The organism is Curtobacterium sp. Leaf261 (genome assembly GCF_001422205.1).
Lineage (GTDB): Bacteria > Actinomycetota > Actinomycetes > Actinomycetales > Microbacteriaceae > Curtobacterium.
Genome location: NZ_LMMJ01000008.1, coordinates 378316 through 393214 on the forward strand (window position 1 = coordinate 378316; position 14899 = coordinate 393214).

Annotated in this window: 12 protein-coding genes and 1 tRNA gene; 9 read left to right on the forward strand and 4 right to left on the reverse strand. The window is 71.4% G+C overall.

What is annotated here, in order from left to right:
• Positions 1–221 precede the first annotated feature (221 nt).
• From ASF23_RS09950 to ASF23_RS09960, 3 genes are all read left to right on the forward strand, one after another.
• The gene (locus tag ASF23_RS09950) at positions 222–1385 is read left to right on the forward strand and encodes an ABC transporter ATP-binding protein (RefSeq protein WP_235510852.1); all 1164 of its coding nucleotides are present in this window, start codon (positions 222–224) and stop codon (positions 1383–1385) included.
• Positions 1361–2932: an ABC transporter permease gene (locus ASF23_RS09955; RefSeq protein ID WP_156364444.1), complete on the forward strand. Its 1572-nt coding sequence runs from the start codon at positions 1361–1363 to the stop codon at positions 2930–2932. Before ASF23_RS09950 ends, ASF23_RS09955 begins: the two co-directional genes overlap by 25 nt.
• A gap of 169 nt (positions 2933–3101) precedes the next feature.
• Positions 3102–3362 (forward strand): DUF3039 domain-containing protein, encoded by a 261-nt coding sequence (locus tag ASF23_RS09960; protein WP_055952497.1) that lies wholly within the window; start codon positions 3102–3104, stop codon positions 3360–3362.
• Between the two features lie 12 nt (positions 3363–3374).
• Here the strand turns inward: ASF23_RS09960 and ASF23_RS09965 are convergent, their stop codons facing one another.
• Positions 3375–4667 (reverse strand): nicotinate phosphoribosyltransferase, encoded by a 1293-nt coding sequence (locus ASF23_RS09965; RefSeq protein ID WP_082474004.1) that lies wholly within the window; start codon positions 4665–4667, stop codon positions 3375–3377.
• 135 nt (positions 4668–4802) lie between these two features.
• Here ASF23_RS09965 and murI point away from each other — a divergent pair, with 135 nt between their 5' ends.
• The 3 genes from murI to rdgB all read left to right on the forward strand — a co-directional run bounded on the left by murI (position 4803) and on the right by rdgB (position 7078).
• Positions 4803–5651 carry a glutamate racemase gene (gene murI, locus ASF23_RS09970; RefSeq protein WP_055952500.1) on the forward strand — a complete coding sequence of 283 codons (849 nt, stop codon included), beginning with the start codon at positions 4803–4805 and terminating at the stop codon, positions 5649–5651.
• Positions 5652–5729: 78 nt separating this feature from the next.
• A complete protein-coding gene (gene rph / locus ASF23_RS09975) occupies positions 5730–6464 on the forward strand; it encodes a ribonuclease PH (protein ID WP_055952502.1) in 735 nt (244 codons plus the stop codon).
• Entirely contained in the window at positions 6461–7078 is a 618-nt protein-coding gene (rdgB, locus tag ASF23_RS09980) for an RdgB/HAM1 family non-canonical purine NTP pyrophosphatase (protein ID WP_055952505.1), read from the forward strand. The genes rph and rdgB overlap by 4 nt, the downstream gene beginning before the upstream one ends.
• A gap of 86 nt (positions 7079–7164) precedes the next feature.
• On the opposite strand, the gene ASF23_RS09985 is transcribed toward rdgB, so the two are convergent.
• The 3 genes from ASF23_RS09985 to ASF23_RS09995 all read right to left on the reverse strand — a co-directional run bounded on the left by ASF23_RS09985 (position 7165) and on the right by ASF23_RS09995 (position 9513).
• Positions 7165–7842, reverse strand: a complete 678-nt coding sequence (locus ASF23_RS09985; protein ID WP_055952507.1) for a DedA family protein — start codon at positions 7840–7842, stop codon at positions 7165–7167.
• A gap of 157 nt (positions 7843–7999) precedes the next feature.
• A tRNA-Leu gene (locus ASF23_RS09990) sits at positions 8000–8081 on the reverse strand.
• 166 nt (positions 8082–8247) lie between these two features.
• Positions 8248–9513, reverse strand: coding sequence for an MFS transporter (locus ASF23_RS09995; RefSeq protein ID WP_055952511.1), 1266 nt, complete (start codon positions 9511–9513; stop codon positions 8248–8250).
• A 62-nt stretch (positions 9514–9575) separates the two neighbouring features.
• Here ASF23_RS09995 and mnmA point away from each other — a divergent pair, with 62 nt between their 5' ends.
• The 3 genes from mnmA (at position 9576) to ASF23_RS10010 (ending at position 14744) form a co-directional block, all read left to right on the forward strand.
• Positions 9576–10700, forward strand: coding sequence for a tRNA 2-thiouridine(34) synthase MnmA (gene mnmA, locus ASF23_RS10000; protein WP_082474005.1), 1125 nt, complete (start codon positions 9576–9578; stop codon positions 10698–10700).
• Positions 10697–13078, forward strand: coding sequence for an NAD-dependent DNA ligase LigA (gene ligA / locus ASF23_RS10005; protein ID WP_055952513.1), 2382 nt, complete (start codon positions 10697–10699; stop codon positions 13076–13078). Before mnmA ends, ligA begins: the two co-directional genes overlap by 4 nt.
• Before the next feature lie 376 nt (positions 13079–13454).
• The gene (locus ASF23_RS10010; protein WP_156364446.1) at positions 13455–14744 is read left to right on the forward strand and encodes an alpha/beta hydrolase; all 1290 of its coding nucleotides are present in this window, start codon (positions 13455–13457) and stop codon (positions 14742–14744) included.
• Positions 14745–14899: the final 155 nt, after the last annotated feature.

Here is a 14899-nt window from a genome sequence, read left to right on the forward strand (position 1 = left end):
GCACTCATCAGAGTGGCCCGTCGATCACAGGTTTCTGGGTGGTGAACACTTCTTCGTGCCCCGGTGAACTCTAGACGACACCCCCGTTTCGTGGGGTGGACGTCACGTTTCGTCGCCGTTTCGTGACCAGGGGCCTGTCACTCGCTCGGGGGCCGATCGCGTTGGTACGGTTGGGCCGTGGCGAAGGGCAGCCGCTGAACGAGACGACGGGGGATCAGACGGTGACCGACGACCAGGCCGAGCGGGACACCGACGGCGGGACACTCCCCGCCGCCGTCAGTCCGAGCACGACCCCGAAGCCACGGGCCAAGCGCGCGCCCGCACCGCGGAGGCGTCCCACACGGCCGACCGCAGCGGTGGACGTGACCGGCACCGTGCCTCCCGGACTGGAGGCGCGACCCGACTCCGCGACGTCGGCCGACGGTCCGGCGGATGCTCCGGACCGCGACGGGACGCTCCCGACCGACGAGACCGTCGTCCCCGACGCGACCACCGGCTCCGACGCGACCACCGCCTCCGACGGGGCGGCCGCGTCCGGCGGGACCACGGCGATCGACGGCGCGGCGAAGGCGCCGCGGAAGCGCGCGCCCCGCGCGCCGGCCAAGCGGCCGGCCGCGAAGCAGCAGCCGGTCGTCCTCCGCGCCGAGGGGCTCGTCAAGCGGTACGGGCAGACCACCGCCGTGGACGACGTCGACCTCGAGATCCGCCAGGGCTCGATCTTCGGTGTCGTCGGTCCGAACGGCGCCGGCAAGACCACGACCCTGTCGATGGTCACCGGGCTCCTCCGCCCGGACGCCGGATCCGTGACCGTCCTCGACCACGACGTCTGGGCGGACCCCGCCGCCGCCAAGCGCTCGATGGGCGTGCTGCCGGACCGTCTCAGGCTGTTCGACCGGCTGACCGGCGCGCAGCTGCTCTTCTACTCGGCGACGCTCCGCGGGCTCGACGGCAGGACCGCCAGGGCCCGGAGTGCCGACCTCGCGCAGGCGTTCGGTCTCGGTGACGCGCTCGGTCGCCAGGTGGCCGACTACTCGGTCGGCATGTCGAAGAAGATCGCCCTCGCCGCGACGCTCATCCACTCGCCGCGCGTGCTGGTGCTCGACGAGCCGTTCGAGTCCGTCGACCCGGTGAGTGCGGCGACGATCACCGAGATCCTCCGGCGGTACACGGCCGGTGGCGGCACGGTGGTCCTCTCGAGCCACTCCATGGACCTCGTGCAGCGCACCTGCGACTCCGTCGCGATCATCGTCGGTGGCAAGCTCCTCGCGGCCGGCACCATGACCCAGGTCCGCGGACGGAAGAGCCTCGAGGACAAGTTCGTCGAGCTCGCCGGTGGCCGCGTCGTCGCAGAGAGCATGGAATGGTTGCACAACTTCTCCAACTGAGGCTCGATCTCCTGGCCGGGGAGGTCCGCCAGTCCGCCGTCCGATCGGTGCTCGTGGTCGTCGGTGCACTCGTCGCACTCGTGGCGGCGGTCGCCGCGGCCGTGCTCGTCGGCGGCCTCCGCGACGCGCCCGCCGCGGTCGCCGCAGGGGTCGTCGTCCCCGTCGGTGCGCTCCTGACCCTCGGCTTCACGGTCATCCCGCTCGCGGTCGGGGTCGGCGACCAGCTCGACCCCCGCCGCTTCGCGGTCTTCGGGATCCCGCGTCGGCAGCTCGTGATCGGCCTCGCCGTCGCGGGGCTCGTCGGTGTGCCGGTCGTCGCGGTCGCCGTCCTCGCGGTCGCCCAGTCGGTGGCGTGGATGCGGTCGCCGGGGGTCGGGTTCGCCGGCGTCGTCGCGGCGGTCCTCATCGTGCTGACGTGCGCCCAGTTCGCACGGGTCGCCACCACCATCGGCGCCTGGCTGCTCGCGTCGCACCGCACCAGGGACGCCGCATGGCTCGTCGCGCTCGTGGTCGTCGTGCTGCTCATCCCGGCGTTCTCGCTGCTGCTCCGGGTGGACTGGCTCGCTCCCGGGGGACCTGAGATGCAGCGGATCGCCGACCTCGCCGGGTGGACGCCGTGGGGTGCCGCGTGGGCGTTCCCCGCCGACGTCGCCACCGGGCACGCGGGGCGCGGGGTCCTCAAGCTCCTCATCGCGCTCGCGGTCGTCGGCCTGCTCGCCTGGGCCTGGTGGGCGATGGTCGGCAGGCTCCTGCACACCGTCGACGGTGAGGCACACACCCGCCGCTACCGGAACCTCGGCTGGTTCGACCGGCTGGGGGCGACACCCGTGGGTGCGGTCGCCGCGCGGAGCCTGACCTACTGGGGGCGCGATCCCCGGTACCGCATGTCGTACCTCGTGCTCGTGTTCATCCCCGTCGTGGTGCTCCCGCTCGGCGTCGCCGGGGTCCCGTGGCACTGGACGGCGCTCATCCCGCTGCCGCTCATGGCGCTCGTCGCCGGGTTCCTGCCGCACAACGACGTCGCCTACGACAACACGGCGGTGTGGCTGCACGTCGCATCCGGCGCCGCGGGGTGGAGCGATCGGCTCGGGCGGGTGACGCCGGTGCTCGTCGTCGGCATCCCGTTGCTCGCGGCCGGATCGGTGGTCACGGCGTGGTTGTTCGGGGACTGGGACGTCCTGCCCGAGGTGATCGGTGTGGCCGGATGCGCGATGCTCGTCGGGCTCGGGCTGTCGAGCGTGTTCTCGGCGGCACTGCCCTACCCGACCGTCCGACCGGGTGACCACCCGTTCCAGCAGCCGCAGGCCGCCGGGGCCCTCGCCACCACCGCGCAGTCCGGCATGATCGTGCTCACCCTGGCGTTCACGGCCCCGGCGGTGTGGTTCGCGGTCCGCTCCTTCCGCGAGGGGCAGGACCCGTGGGGGATGCTCACCCTCGTCACCGGCCTCGGGGTGGGCGTCGTCGTGCTCGCCCTCGGGATCGTCATCGGCGGACGGATGTTCGACCGGTACGGACCGGACATCCTGGCGGCGGCGCAGCGCAACTGACCGGTGCGGCACGGGTCCTCGAGGCATCCTGGCGGCGGCGCAGCGCAACTGACCGGTGCGGCACCGCGCGGCTGTCGAGACGTGCCCAAGTGTCGGGAGCCGGGACAGCACCCGACAGATCGGCACATCTCACGCGCGCGGACGTGGGCGCTCGTCGTACCCTTGGACCATGAGCACGATGGAACCGGCCGGCGGCCTCGACGTGATGGACCGCGAACTCGAGAAGCTCCTGGAAGAGGAGGCGATCGAGCCCGGCGACCACGAGCGCTTCTCGCACTACGTCAAGAAGGACAAGATCCTCTCCTCCGCCCTCTCCGGCAAGCCCGTCAAGGCACTGTGCGGCAAGAAGTGGACGCCGGGACGCGACCCCGAGAAGTTCCCGGTCTGCCCGACCTGCAAGGAGATCTACGAGAAGATGAAGTCCGAGTAGCCAGGACTCCCGCTACAGCGCGAGCGTGGGGATCGCCGGGTCGCCCCGCCCGATCCGCTCCGCGTCCGCCGGCAGCTCGGCCTTCGCACCGCGGTGGTGGGCACGCGCCGCATCCACCCCGCGCACCCCGAGGAACGCCTCATCGACCTCGCCACCCGTGACGACCGGCACGAGCAGCGTCCGCTCGTCGGCCCCGGCCCCGACCCCGCCGCCGACACGGACCACCTCCGCGGTCGCGACACCGTTCCGCAGCCGTCGCCCCGCCTCCTTGCGACCGCCGACGGTCGCCTTCTCGGCGGACTTCTTCGCCACCGGCACCCAGTCCCCGTCGGGCGACGAGTGCGCGACGAGCTTGAAGACCATGCCCGCGGCCGGGTGTCCTGAGCCCGACACGACCGAGGTCCCGACGCCGTACGAGTCGACCGGAGCCGCCCGGAGCGCCGCGATCGTGTACTCGTCGAGGTCGTTCGTCACGGTGATCTTCGTCGACGTCGCCCCGAGCCGGTCGAGCTGTGCGCGGACCGACGCGACGACGGATGGCAGGTCGCCGGAGTCGATCCGGACCGCGCCGAGGCGACCCTCGGTGAGCCGGACCGCGGTCTCCACGGCGGCCGGGATGTCGAAGGTGTCGACGAGCAGTGTCGTGGCGTCACCGAGTGCGTCGAGCTGCGACCGGAACGCGGACTCCTCGCTGTCGTGCAGGAGCGTGAAGGCGTGCGCGGCGGTGCCCATCGTCGGGATGCCCCACGTGCGCCCGGCCTCGAGGTTGCTCGTCGCACCGAACCCGGCGATGTAGGCCGCGCGGGCCGCTGCGACGGCGTTCCACTCCCCGGTGCGGCGCGACCCCATCTCGGCGAGGGGCCGGTGGTCGGCGGCGGAGACCATGCGCGCCGCCGCGGAGGCGATCGCAGAGTCCGCGTTGAACACGCTGAGCGCGAGGGTCTCGAGCAGCACGGCCTCGGCGAAGGTGCCCTCGATCTGCAGGATCGGTGAGTTCGGGAAGTAGATCTCGCCCTCGCGGTAGGCGCGGATGTCCCCGGTGAACCGGTACCCGGCGAGCCAGTCGCCCGTGGCGGCATCGACGACGTTCCGATCACGGAGGAACGCGATCTCCTCGTCGCCGAAGCGGAAGTCGGCGAGCAGGGTCAGGAAGCGTCCGAGGCCGGCCGCGACGCCGTAGCGCCGTCCGTCCGGCAGGCGTCTGGCGAAGACCTCGAAGACGCACCGCCGGTCGGCGGTCCCGTCCTTGAGGGCCGCGTCGACCATGGTCAGTTCGTACTGGTCGGTGAGGAGAGCGGTCGTCACGTGGTCGAGACTACCCACCGACCGGACGGGTGGGCTGGCGCACCGGACGGGAGGGACGGATCGCGACCACGGGATCGGGTTCCGCGCCCGACGGGGCCGGGTCGGGCCTCCAGTCCGAGGCGATAGCCTGAGGGCGTGACGGACGCGCCCATCGGAGTCTTCGACTCCGGACTCGGAGGCCTGACCGTCGCCCGCGCGATCATCGACCAGCTCCCGCGGGAGTCGATCCGCTACGTCGGCGACACCGTCCACTCGCCCTACGGCCCGAAGCCCATCGCCGACGTCCGCCGGTACGCGCTCGAGGTCATGGACGACCTCGTCGAACAGGGCGTCAAGGCCCTGGTGATCGCCTGCAACACCGCCAGCTCCGCCGTGCTCCGCGACGCGCGCGAACGCTACGAGCAAACCTACGGCATCCCCGTGGTCGAGGTCATCCAGCCCGCGGTCCGCGCCGCCGTCAAGCAGACCAGGACCCGGCGGATCGGGGTGATCGGCACCGCCGGCACCATCGCGTCCCGCGCCTACGAGGACGCCTTCGCCGCGGCGTCCGACGTCGACCTGACGCTCGCCGCCTGCCCCCGGTTCGTCGAGTTCGTCGAGGCGGGGGACACCGCCTCCCCGAAGCTCCGGAGCATCGCCGAGGCGTACCTCGCACCGGTCCGGGCGGCCGACGTCGACACCCTCATCCTCGGGTGCACGCACTACCCGCTCATGTCGGCGGCCATCCAGTACGTGATGGGCCCGGACGTCACGCTGGTGTCGAGCGCCGAGGAGACCGCGAACGACGTCTACCGCTCGCTCGTCGAGCACGGCATCGAGCGGGTCTCGGCGGAACCCCCGACGTACGAGTTCGACGCCACCGGGACCGACCGGCTCGGGTTCGTCCGGCTCGCCCGACGGTTCCTCGGCCCCGAGGTGTCGCGGGTCGGCCACCTGCAGACCGGGGCCATCCCGCTGCCACGGAGCGCTCCGCACGACCAGTGATCCACCGGGCACGGGCGGTCCACCGGACCTGCACCGTGCCTCCAGACCGAACCGCCATCCGACCAACCGGAGGAACCCATGACCCGCATCGACGGCCGCAGCGCCGCAGACCACCGTCCCGTCACGATCGAGCGCGGCTGGAGCACGCAGGCCGAGGGCAGCGCGCTCATCAGCTTCGGCAACACGAAGGTGCTCTGCACCGCGTCGTTCACGAACGGCGTGCCGCGCTGGATGTCCGGCAAGGGGACCGGCTGGGTCACCGCCGAGTACTCGATGCTCCCGCGCTCCACGAACGACCGGATGCAGCGTGAGTCGATCAAGGGCAAGATCGGCGGACGCACGCACGAGATCTCCCGGCTCATCGGCCGGTCGCTCCGTGCCGTCGTCGACATGAAGGCGCTCGGCGAGAACACCCTCGTGCTCGACTGCGACGTGCTGCAGGCCGACGGCGGGACCCGCACGGCGTCGATCACCGGCGCCTACGTGGCGCTCGCGGACGCGATCGCCTGGGGGAAGGAGCGGAAGTTCATCGCGCAGAAGGCGACCCCGCTCACCGACAGCGTCGCGGCGATCTCGGTCGGCATCGTCGGCGGCGAGCCGATGCTCGACCTGGCGTACGAGGAGGACTCGCGTGCCGACACCGACATGAACATCGTCACGACGGGCTCCGGGAAGTTCATCGAGGTGCAGGGGACCGCGGAGCACGCACCGTTCGACCGCGACGAGCTGAACCTGCTGCTCGACCTCGGGCTCGCCGGCAACACCTCGCTGACCGCCATCCAGCAGGCGGTCCTGGCGGAGTCGCGCGCGTGACCGACGAGCGCGTCGTCGTCCTCGCCACGCACAACCAGGGCAAGGTCGTCGAGCTGCAGGAGATCCTCGGTTCGGTGCTCCCCGGGGTGCGGCTCATCGCCTACGACGGCCCGGAACCCGTCGAGGACGGCGACACGTACGCCGCGAACGCCCTCATCAAGGCGCGGGCCGCGGCTGCCCACACGGGGCTCCCGACACTCGCGGACGACTCCGGGATCGCGGTGGACGCCCTCGGCGGAGCGCCCGGGATCCACTCCGCGCGGTACGCCGGCACGCGCGTGGACGACGACAACATCGACCTGCTGCTGCAGAACCTGTCCGGTGTCGTGGAGCGGACGGCGTCGTTCGTGTGCGCGGCGGCGTTCGTCGTGCCGTCGGGCGACCCGGGCGCGCTCGCCGAGTGGGAGCACGTCCAGGAGGCCGTCTGGAACGGCGAGGTCCTCACCGAGCGGGTCGGGACGGGCGGGCATGGGTACGACCCGGTGTTCAAGCCCGACGACGCGGACCGTTCGAGCGCCGAGCTCACGCGCGCGGAGAAGAACGCGCTGAGCCACCGGTCGAAGGCGTTCCGGGCGATCGCGCCGATCGTGGCGGAGTACTTCGGGGTGGAGTAGTTCCGCACAACACGAAGTTGGCCGGTTCACGCAGGGGAACATGTCTGCGCGAACCAGCCAACCTGGTGTTTTGCGGGAACGACGGGCTAGTGCGCCTGCTCCTCGTCGCGCTTGGCCTTCCGCGCGTTCCGGATGTAGGTGATCGCGGCGGGGATCACCGTCACGACGACGGCCGCCACGAGGATCACGTCGATGTAGTTGCGGACGAACTCGGCGACCGGCGGGATGAAGCCGAGCACGAAGCCGAGGAACGTGACGCCGGTGCCCCAGACGAGCGCGCCGATGGCGTTGTAGAGCGAGTACTTCTTGTAGGACATCCGGCCGACGCCCGCGGCGATCGGGGCGAAGGTGCGCACGACGGGCACGAACCGCGCCACGATGACGGCAGCGGCACCGAATCGCTCGAAGAACGCGTTCGTCCGGTCGACGTTCGCCTTGGAGAACAGCCCGCTCTCCTTCCGCTCGAAGATCGGCGGGCCGACCTTCTTGCCGATGAAGTACCCGAGCTCGCCACCGAGGAACGCGCTCACGCCGATCATCAGCGCGATGAGCCAGATCGGGAGGCCACCGATGTGCCCGCCCTGGTCGAACGCGGTGAGACCCGTGATGATCAGGAGCGTGTCGCCCGGGAAGATGAACCCGACGAGCAGTCCGGTCTCGGCGAAGACGATCGCGCAGACCACGAACACGGCGAGCCCGCCGAAGTCGTGCAGGATCGTGTTCGGGTCGAGCCAGGGCAGCAGGGCAAGGGGGACGGACGTCATGACTCTTCTCTCGGTCGTCGACCACGCGGACGGTTCCCAGCGGTGGCTCGGCGGCACGCGGGATCGATCCCGCACGTCGAGGGTAGCGGGTTGCCGCAGCCGCTGCGATGCGGGACCGGCGGCACCGCTGAAGATCGGTCCAGCGGATGACGAACGGTGCGGGAGAAGGGACTCGAACCCTCACGCCCTAGAGCACAGGAACCTAAATCCTGCGTGTCTGCCAGTTTCACCACTCCCGCGGGCAGCAGTCAGTGTACCGACGGGCCGCACGGCACCCACCGGGCGTGCGCCGGGCCTCCCGGCCGTCAGCCGGTGTTCCGGACCGGTCTCGTCCCAGGGAGCGTCGACTCCCCGAGGGCGTCCCGGCTGCAGTTGACGCCCCCTGGGACAGGAACGTGCTGCTCGTCAGCGCCGCGTGCGCGGCACGTAGCGCGGGACGTACCGCAGGAGGATGCCCGCACCGACGATGCCGAGGACGCCCATCACGGTGCTCGCGACCGCGATGGTCGCCACGGCGGTGACCCCGGCGATGACGAGCGGTGCGACGGCGCTCCCGAAGTCGCCGGTGAACCGCCAGGCCCCGAGGAACGGTGCCGGGTGCCCGCGCGGGGCGAGATCGGCCCCGAGGGTCATCAGGATGCCGGAGCCGACACCGTTCGCCAGGGACATGATCATGGCGACGCCGATGAACCAGACGACCCGCGAGTCGAGGTGGTCGCTCCACGCGAGCAGGAAGTAGCAGATGCTGAGGCCGAGCATGCAGGGCAGCGCGCTCGCGAGCCGTCCGAAGCGGTCCATGATCTGCCCGCTCGAGTAGAAGAGCGCGAAGTCGATCGCGCCGGCGATGCCGATCACGAGTGCGGCCGTCGAGTCGTCCATCCCGACGCTCACGGCCCAGAGCGGCAGGATGACCTGTCGACCGGCACGCATCGCACCGATGAGCCCGGCACCGCTGCCGAGCCGGAGCAGGACGCGTGCGTTGGCGCGGATGGTGGCGAAGAGGCCGACCGACTCCTCGCGGACGAAGACCTCGCCCGTCTCGAGCGTGGGTGCCGGACTGGAGGGACGGTGCCGCACCCGGAATCCGCGTGAGCCGTCGACGGGGTCGCGGAGGACGAGCAGCACGGCCGCCGCCGCGAGGCAGCAGACGACGTGGATCCAGAACGCGCTCTGCGTCGAGCCGGTCAGGTGGGTCACGCCGGCGGACAGGAACGGCCCGACGAAGTAGCCGAAGCGGAACACGCCGCCGAGGCTCGAGAGTGCCCGCGCCCGGAACTCCACCGGGACCGCCGTCGTCATGTACGCGTGTCTGGCGAGGGCGAACACGGCTGTCGACACCCCGACGAGGAACACCCCGACCGCGAGCACGACCGCGTTCGGTGACCACGCCGCCACGAGCAGACCGACGATGCTGACGAGCGCAGCACCGATCATCGCCGTCCGCTCGCCGATCGCCGCGACGACCCAGCCGCTCGGCACGTCGCCGATGAGCTCGCCGACGAGGATGAGCGACGCGACGAACCCGGCGAACGCGAGCGTCGCGCCGAGGGAGTGTGCCGCGATCGGGATGATCGGGATGATCGCGCCCTCGCCGATCGCGAAGAGCGCCGCAGGCAGGAAGGCGGAGAGGGCGACGGCGCGGAAGTCGAAGGAGCTCGTCGCGTTGGTCATGGCGTGGACAACGGTACGCCCGGGGCCGTCCGCTGTCGGACGCGGCGGATACCCTTGACCCCATGAAGGTGCTCGCAGCGATGAGCGGAGGGGTCGACTCCGCAGTGGCGGCCGCCCGTGCCGTGGAAGCCGGACACGACGTCGTCGGGGTCCACCTCGCGCTGAGCCGGATGCCGGGGACGCTCCGGACCGGCAGTCGCGGGTGCTGCACGATCGAGGACTCGATGGACGCGCAGCGTGCGGCGTCGAAGCTCGGGATCCCGTACTACGTGTGGGACTTCTCCGAGCGGTTCAAGGCCGACGTCGTCGACGACTTCATCGCGGAGTACTCGGCCGGTCGCACGCCGAACCCCTGCATGCGGTGCAACGAGCGGATCAAGTTCGCCGCACTCCTCGAGAAGGCCCTGGCACTCGGCTTCGACGCCGTCTGCACCGGGCACTACGCCTCGGTCGTCACGGACGCCGACGGCAACCGCGAGCTGCACCGTGCCGCGGCGTGGGCGAAGGACCAGTCGTACGTGCTCGGTGTGCTGACCGCGGAGCAGATCGCACATTCGATGTTCCCGCTCGGTGCGACCCCCTCCAAGGCCGAGGTCCGTGCCGAGGCGGCCGAGCGCGGACTCACCGTCGCGCAGAAGCCGGACAGCCACGACATCTGCTTCATCCCGGACGGCGACACCCGCGGGTGGCTCGCGGAGCGCGTCGGCACCGCCACCGGGGACATCGTCGAGCCCGACGGCACGGTCGTCGGTGAGCACGAGGGTGCCCACGCCTACACGGTCGGGCAGCGCCGCGGGTTGGCACTCGGCCGTCCCGCACCGGATGGTCGGCCCCGTTTCGTGCTCGAGGTCCGACCGAAGGACAACACCGTCGTCGTCGGCCCGAAGGAGGCCCTGGCGATCGCCGAGATCGCCGGGCACACCTACACCTGGGCCGGTGTCGCACCCGCGGACCCGACCGAGCCGTTCCGCTGCGACGTGCAGATCCGCGCGCACGCCGATCCGGTCGCCGCCGTGGCACGGGTGGCCGTCGACGCCGACGGTGCCCGAGAGCTCGTGGTCACGCCGGACGAGCCGCTGACCGGTGTGGCTCCCGGCCAGACCGCCGTCGTCTACGTCGGGACGCGGGTGCTCGGGCAGTGCACCATCGACCGGACGACGAGTGCCGTGCCGGTGCGTGCGCGATGAGCACCACCGAGCACGACGCGACCTTCGAGACGCTCGATCCCGCCGATCTGGATGCCGCACAGGCGCAGGACGAGGTCGACCGCCTCCGGCAGGTGCTGAACGGCCTCCGTGACGCCTACTACGAGGGCAACGGCTCCACCGCCACCGACGCCGACTACGACGCGATGATGCACCGGCTCGACGCGATCGAGCAGCGCTGGCCGGAGCTGTCGAGCCCGGACAGTCCGACGCAGACCGTCGGTGGCCGCGCCGAGACGACGCAGTTCGCCCCGGTCGAGCACGCCGAGCGCATGCTGAGCCTCGACAACGTGTTCAGCCCGGACGAACTGACCGAGTGGGCGGTCAAGGTCCAGCGCGACGCGGGTGCGGAGCGAGTCCGGTTCCTGACGGAGCTGAAGATCGACGGCCTCGCGATCAACCTGCGGTACGAGAACGGTCGGCTCGTCACAGCGGCCACGCGCGGTGACGGCGTGGTGGGGGAGGACGTCACCGGGAACGTCCTGACCATGGGCACCATCCCCGCCCGGCTCCGCGGCGAGGGGCACCCGCCCCTGGTCGAGGTCCGCGGCGAGATCTTCTTCCCGGTCGCCGAGTTCGACCAGCTGAACGCCCGCCAGCACGACGCGGGGGAGCGCCTCTTCGCGAACCCGCGGAACGCCGCCGCCGGGTCGCTCCGCCAGAAGGAGGAGGGGAAGAGCCCGGCGAAGCGCCAGCTGATGGTCGACCGCATCCGCGGACTCCGGATGCTCGTGCACGGGATCGGCGCCTGGCCGGTGCGCGAACTCGAGCGCGACACCGACGTCCGTGCGCAGTCCGAGGTCTACGACCTGCTCGAGTCGTGGGGGCTGCCGATCAGCACGCACTTCCGGGTGTTCGACACGATCGAGGACGTCGCGGGCTTCGTCCGCGACTACGGCGTGCGGCGGGCGAGCGTCGAGCACCAGATCGACGGCATCGTGATCAAGGTCGACGACCTCGCGCTGCACGAGGAACTCGGGGCGACCTCGCGGGCCCCGCGGTGGGCGACGGCCTACAAGTACCCGCCGGAGGAGGTCCACACGAAGCTCCTCGACATCGTCGTCAGCGTGGGCCGGACTGGCCGGGCCACGCCGTTCGCCTCGATGGAGCCGGCCGAGGTCGCCGGATCCGTGGTGCGCCAGGCGACGCTGCACAACCAGCAGGTCGTCAAGGCCAAGGGCGTGCTGATCGGCGACACCGTGGTGCTCCGGAAGGCGGGGGACGTCATCCCCGAGGTCCTCGGCCCGGTGGTGGAGCTCCGCGACGGCTCCGAGCGCGAGTTCGTGATGCCGACCGAGTGCCCGGAGTGCGGCACGACCCTGAAGCCCGCCAAGGAGGGCGACATCGACCTCCGGTGCCCGAACGCCCGGAGCTGCCCGGCACAGGTCCGCGGCCGCGTCGAGCACATCGCGTCCCGCGGGTCCCTCGACGTCGAGGGCCTCGGCGAGGTGGCGGCATCGGCCCTCACCCAGCCGCTGTTCCCGGAGACCCCGCCGCTCGTCACCGAGGCCGGGCTGTTCGACCTGACGATGGAGGACATCGTCCCGATCGAGGTGATCGTCCGCGACGCCGAGACCGGGATGCCGAAGGTGGACGGCGGCGGCGCCCCGAAGCGGGTCACGCCGTTCAGCCGGGCCCGCAAGAAGACCGACCCCGCGTTCGACCCCGACGCGCACGGCGCCGACTACACCGGCGAACCGAGCCGGTTCCCGTCGAAGAACGCCTTCGAGATGCTCGCGAACCTCGACAAGGCGAAGACGAGTCCGCTCTGGCGCATCCTCGTCGGCCTGAGCATCCGGCACGTGGGACCCGTCGCCGCTCGTGCGCTCGCGAACCACTTCGGGTCGCTCGACGCCATCCGCGCCGCCTCTCGCGAGGACCTCGCGGCGGTCGACGGCGTCGGCGGCATCATCGCGGATGCGCTCCTGGAGTGGTTCGAGGTCGACTGGCACCGCGAGATCATCGACCGCTGGACGTCCGCCGGCGTGCAGTTCACGACCCCCGGTCACCAGGGCCCCGGCGCCGGCGACAGCGTCGACGGGGTGCTCGCCGGGCTGACGGTCGTGGCCACGGGGTCGCTCGAGGGGTTCACCCGCGAGGGCGCACTCGAGGCGATCATCGCAGCCGGCGGCAAGGCGGCGTCGAGCGTCAGCAAGAAGACCGACTTCGTGGCCGCCGGACCGGGGGCCGGGTCGAAGCTCACGAAGGCGGAGCATCTCGGGGTCCGGATCATCGACGCCGAGCAGTTCGCGCTCCTGGTGACGGACGGGCCCTCCGCGATCGCCGAGGAGCCCGTGGCGGACGACGCGGGGGAACCGTCGGAGGGGCAGCTGGACCCCGAGGTCGAACCGACGGACTGACTGTACCGGTCAGTACAGCCGCATCACGCACGGTCGGGCGCCTCGGACGAGCTGATCGCGGCGACACACGCGCTTTGGGGGCGATTCGAGCGTTCCTCGAACCCAGTCCGGGGGACAGTTGTGCCCGAAAGCACCCCGAACGAGGGGCATTTCCTTACAATTGCGAGTGCATCACCTGTCGTCTACAGGGCGACGACAGGAGGCCTTCCCAGGGGAGACCACCTTGCTGTTGCTCGCAGCCGTACTACTGACCGCCTCCATGCACTTCCCCGGATCCGTCGAGGCGGCCCCGACCTCCGTGGCGTCCCCCGCGGCTGTCGGGACGTCCGATCGGACACACGACGACCTCCAGCGCGCCTCGGAACAGGGTGGCAGCGTGGCCCGCTCAGACGACCCAGACCACGTCGGGGCGCTGCACGGCGAGGCGCTGCTCGACGCGCTGACGGACCTGTCCGCGCCCGATCTCCGCCGTGCGGTGGCGGACGGCAGCCGCGTCCAGACGACGGTCCTCGACGACCCGCCCACCGCGTCGGAGACGGCTTCGTGGTGGTCGACGCTCACCCGCGTCGACCAGGAGCGTCTGGTCGACGTCGCGCCGCAGGTCGTCGGCAGCCTCGAGGGGGTCCCGTACGACGTTCGCGACGTCGCGAACCGCACCTACCTGGCACGCGCGGCGAAGCGCATCGACTCCGACGGTGCCGCCGAGACGTCCGAGAGCGCGATGATCGGACAGATCCAGGTGTCCCTGGCCGACACGGCTCCCGGGGACCCCCGCAAGGAGCTCCTGACGGTCGACCTCCGGGGGACCGGCCGGGCGTCCATCGCGATCGGTGACCTCGACACGGCCCGGGACGTCACGGTGCTGGTCCCCGGGATGTTCTTCACGGTGACGGGGCAGCTGCACGACTGGACGGACACCGGCGTCGACCTCTACCGCGAGCAGGCGACCCTGACCCCGGCCGCCGACGCGCTCGTCGCCAGGACCGTCTCCACGACCGGCGCCGTGGGGTCGGCAGCGGGGGTGCCGACGGTCGGCCAGGGATCCGGCGTCGCCGTCATCGCGTGGATGGGGTACCGCACACCGGACCTGTCGAACGTGATGTCGCTCTCGCTCGCACACGAGGGCGCGCCGCGACTCGAACGTGTGATCTCGGGGCTCGACCTCATGCGTGCCGACCACGCCCCGCGTGTCTCGATCGTGGCGCACTCGTACGGTTCGACGACGTCGCTCATGGCACTCGCCACGGGTCGCATCCACGTCGACAGCCTCACGGTCATCGGCTCGCCCGGGAGCACGATCGCGCACTCGTCGTCCCTCGCGGTCCCGACGGGCCAGGTGTTCGTCGGCAACGCCCACTGGGACCCGATCGCCGGGACGGGGTACTTCGGGACCGACCCCGGATCGAAGTCGTTCGGGGCGACGGTCCTCGACCTGGACGGCGGCGCCGACCCGGTCGACGCGGACGACGTGTTCCGGCAGCCCCGCGGGCACAACGACTACCTGAAGGCCGGGACCGCGTCGCTGCACGACATCGCGCTCATCGCGATCGGCCGGAGCGACCTGATCCAGGCGGGGACCTCCGGGGACGGACCGGACGGCCGTGATGGTTCCGGCTCGCCGCAGTTCCTCGTCGTCCGTCCGCAGGACCTCGCCCTCCGCGACTGACCACCGGTCGGGACCGCCTGACGGAGGGGAGGGACGGTGCCAGGCCGCACCGCGCCTCCCGTCCGTCCCGTCGCCGGTCCCGGCGGGTCATCCCTTCGGATGGTCTCGGGACCATCCCTCATCCGGAAGTGGCGGATCCTGAGGTCCGTCGCAGG

Excerpts from the sequence above, each read along its gene's own strand:
- ASF23_RS09955 (WP_156364444.1), top strand. The coding sequence starts at position 1,361 with ATGGTTGCACAACTTCTCCAACTGAGGCTCGATCTCCTGGCCGGGGAG.
- rph (WP_055952502.1), top strand. The coding sequence starts at position 5,730 with ATGACCCGCATCGACGGCCGCAGCGCCGCAGACCACCGTCCCGTCACG.
- ASF23_RS09995 (WP_055952511.1), bottom strand. The coding sequence starts at position 9,513 with ATGACCAACGCGACGAGCTCCTTCGACTTCCGCGCCGTCGCCCTCTCC.
- mnmA (WP_082474005.1), top strand. The coding sequence starts at position 9,576 with ATGAAGGTGCTCGCAGCGATGAGCGGAGGGGTCGACTCCGCAGTGGCG.
- ASF23_RS09985 (WP_055952507.1), bottom strand. The coding sequence starts at position 7,842 with ATGACGTCCGTCCCCCTTGCCCTGCTGCCCTGGCTCGACCCGAACACG.
- ASF23_RS09960 (WP_055952497.1), top strand. The coding sequence starts at position 3,102 with ATGAGCACGATGGAACCGGCCGGCGGCCTCGACGTGATGGACCGCGAA.
- ligA (WP_055952513.1), top strand. The coding sequence starts at position 10,697 with ATGAGCACCACCGAGCACGACGCGACCTTCGAGACGCTCGATCCCGCC.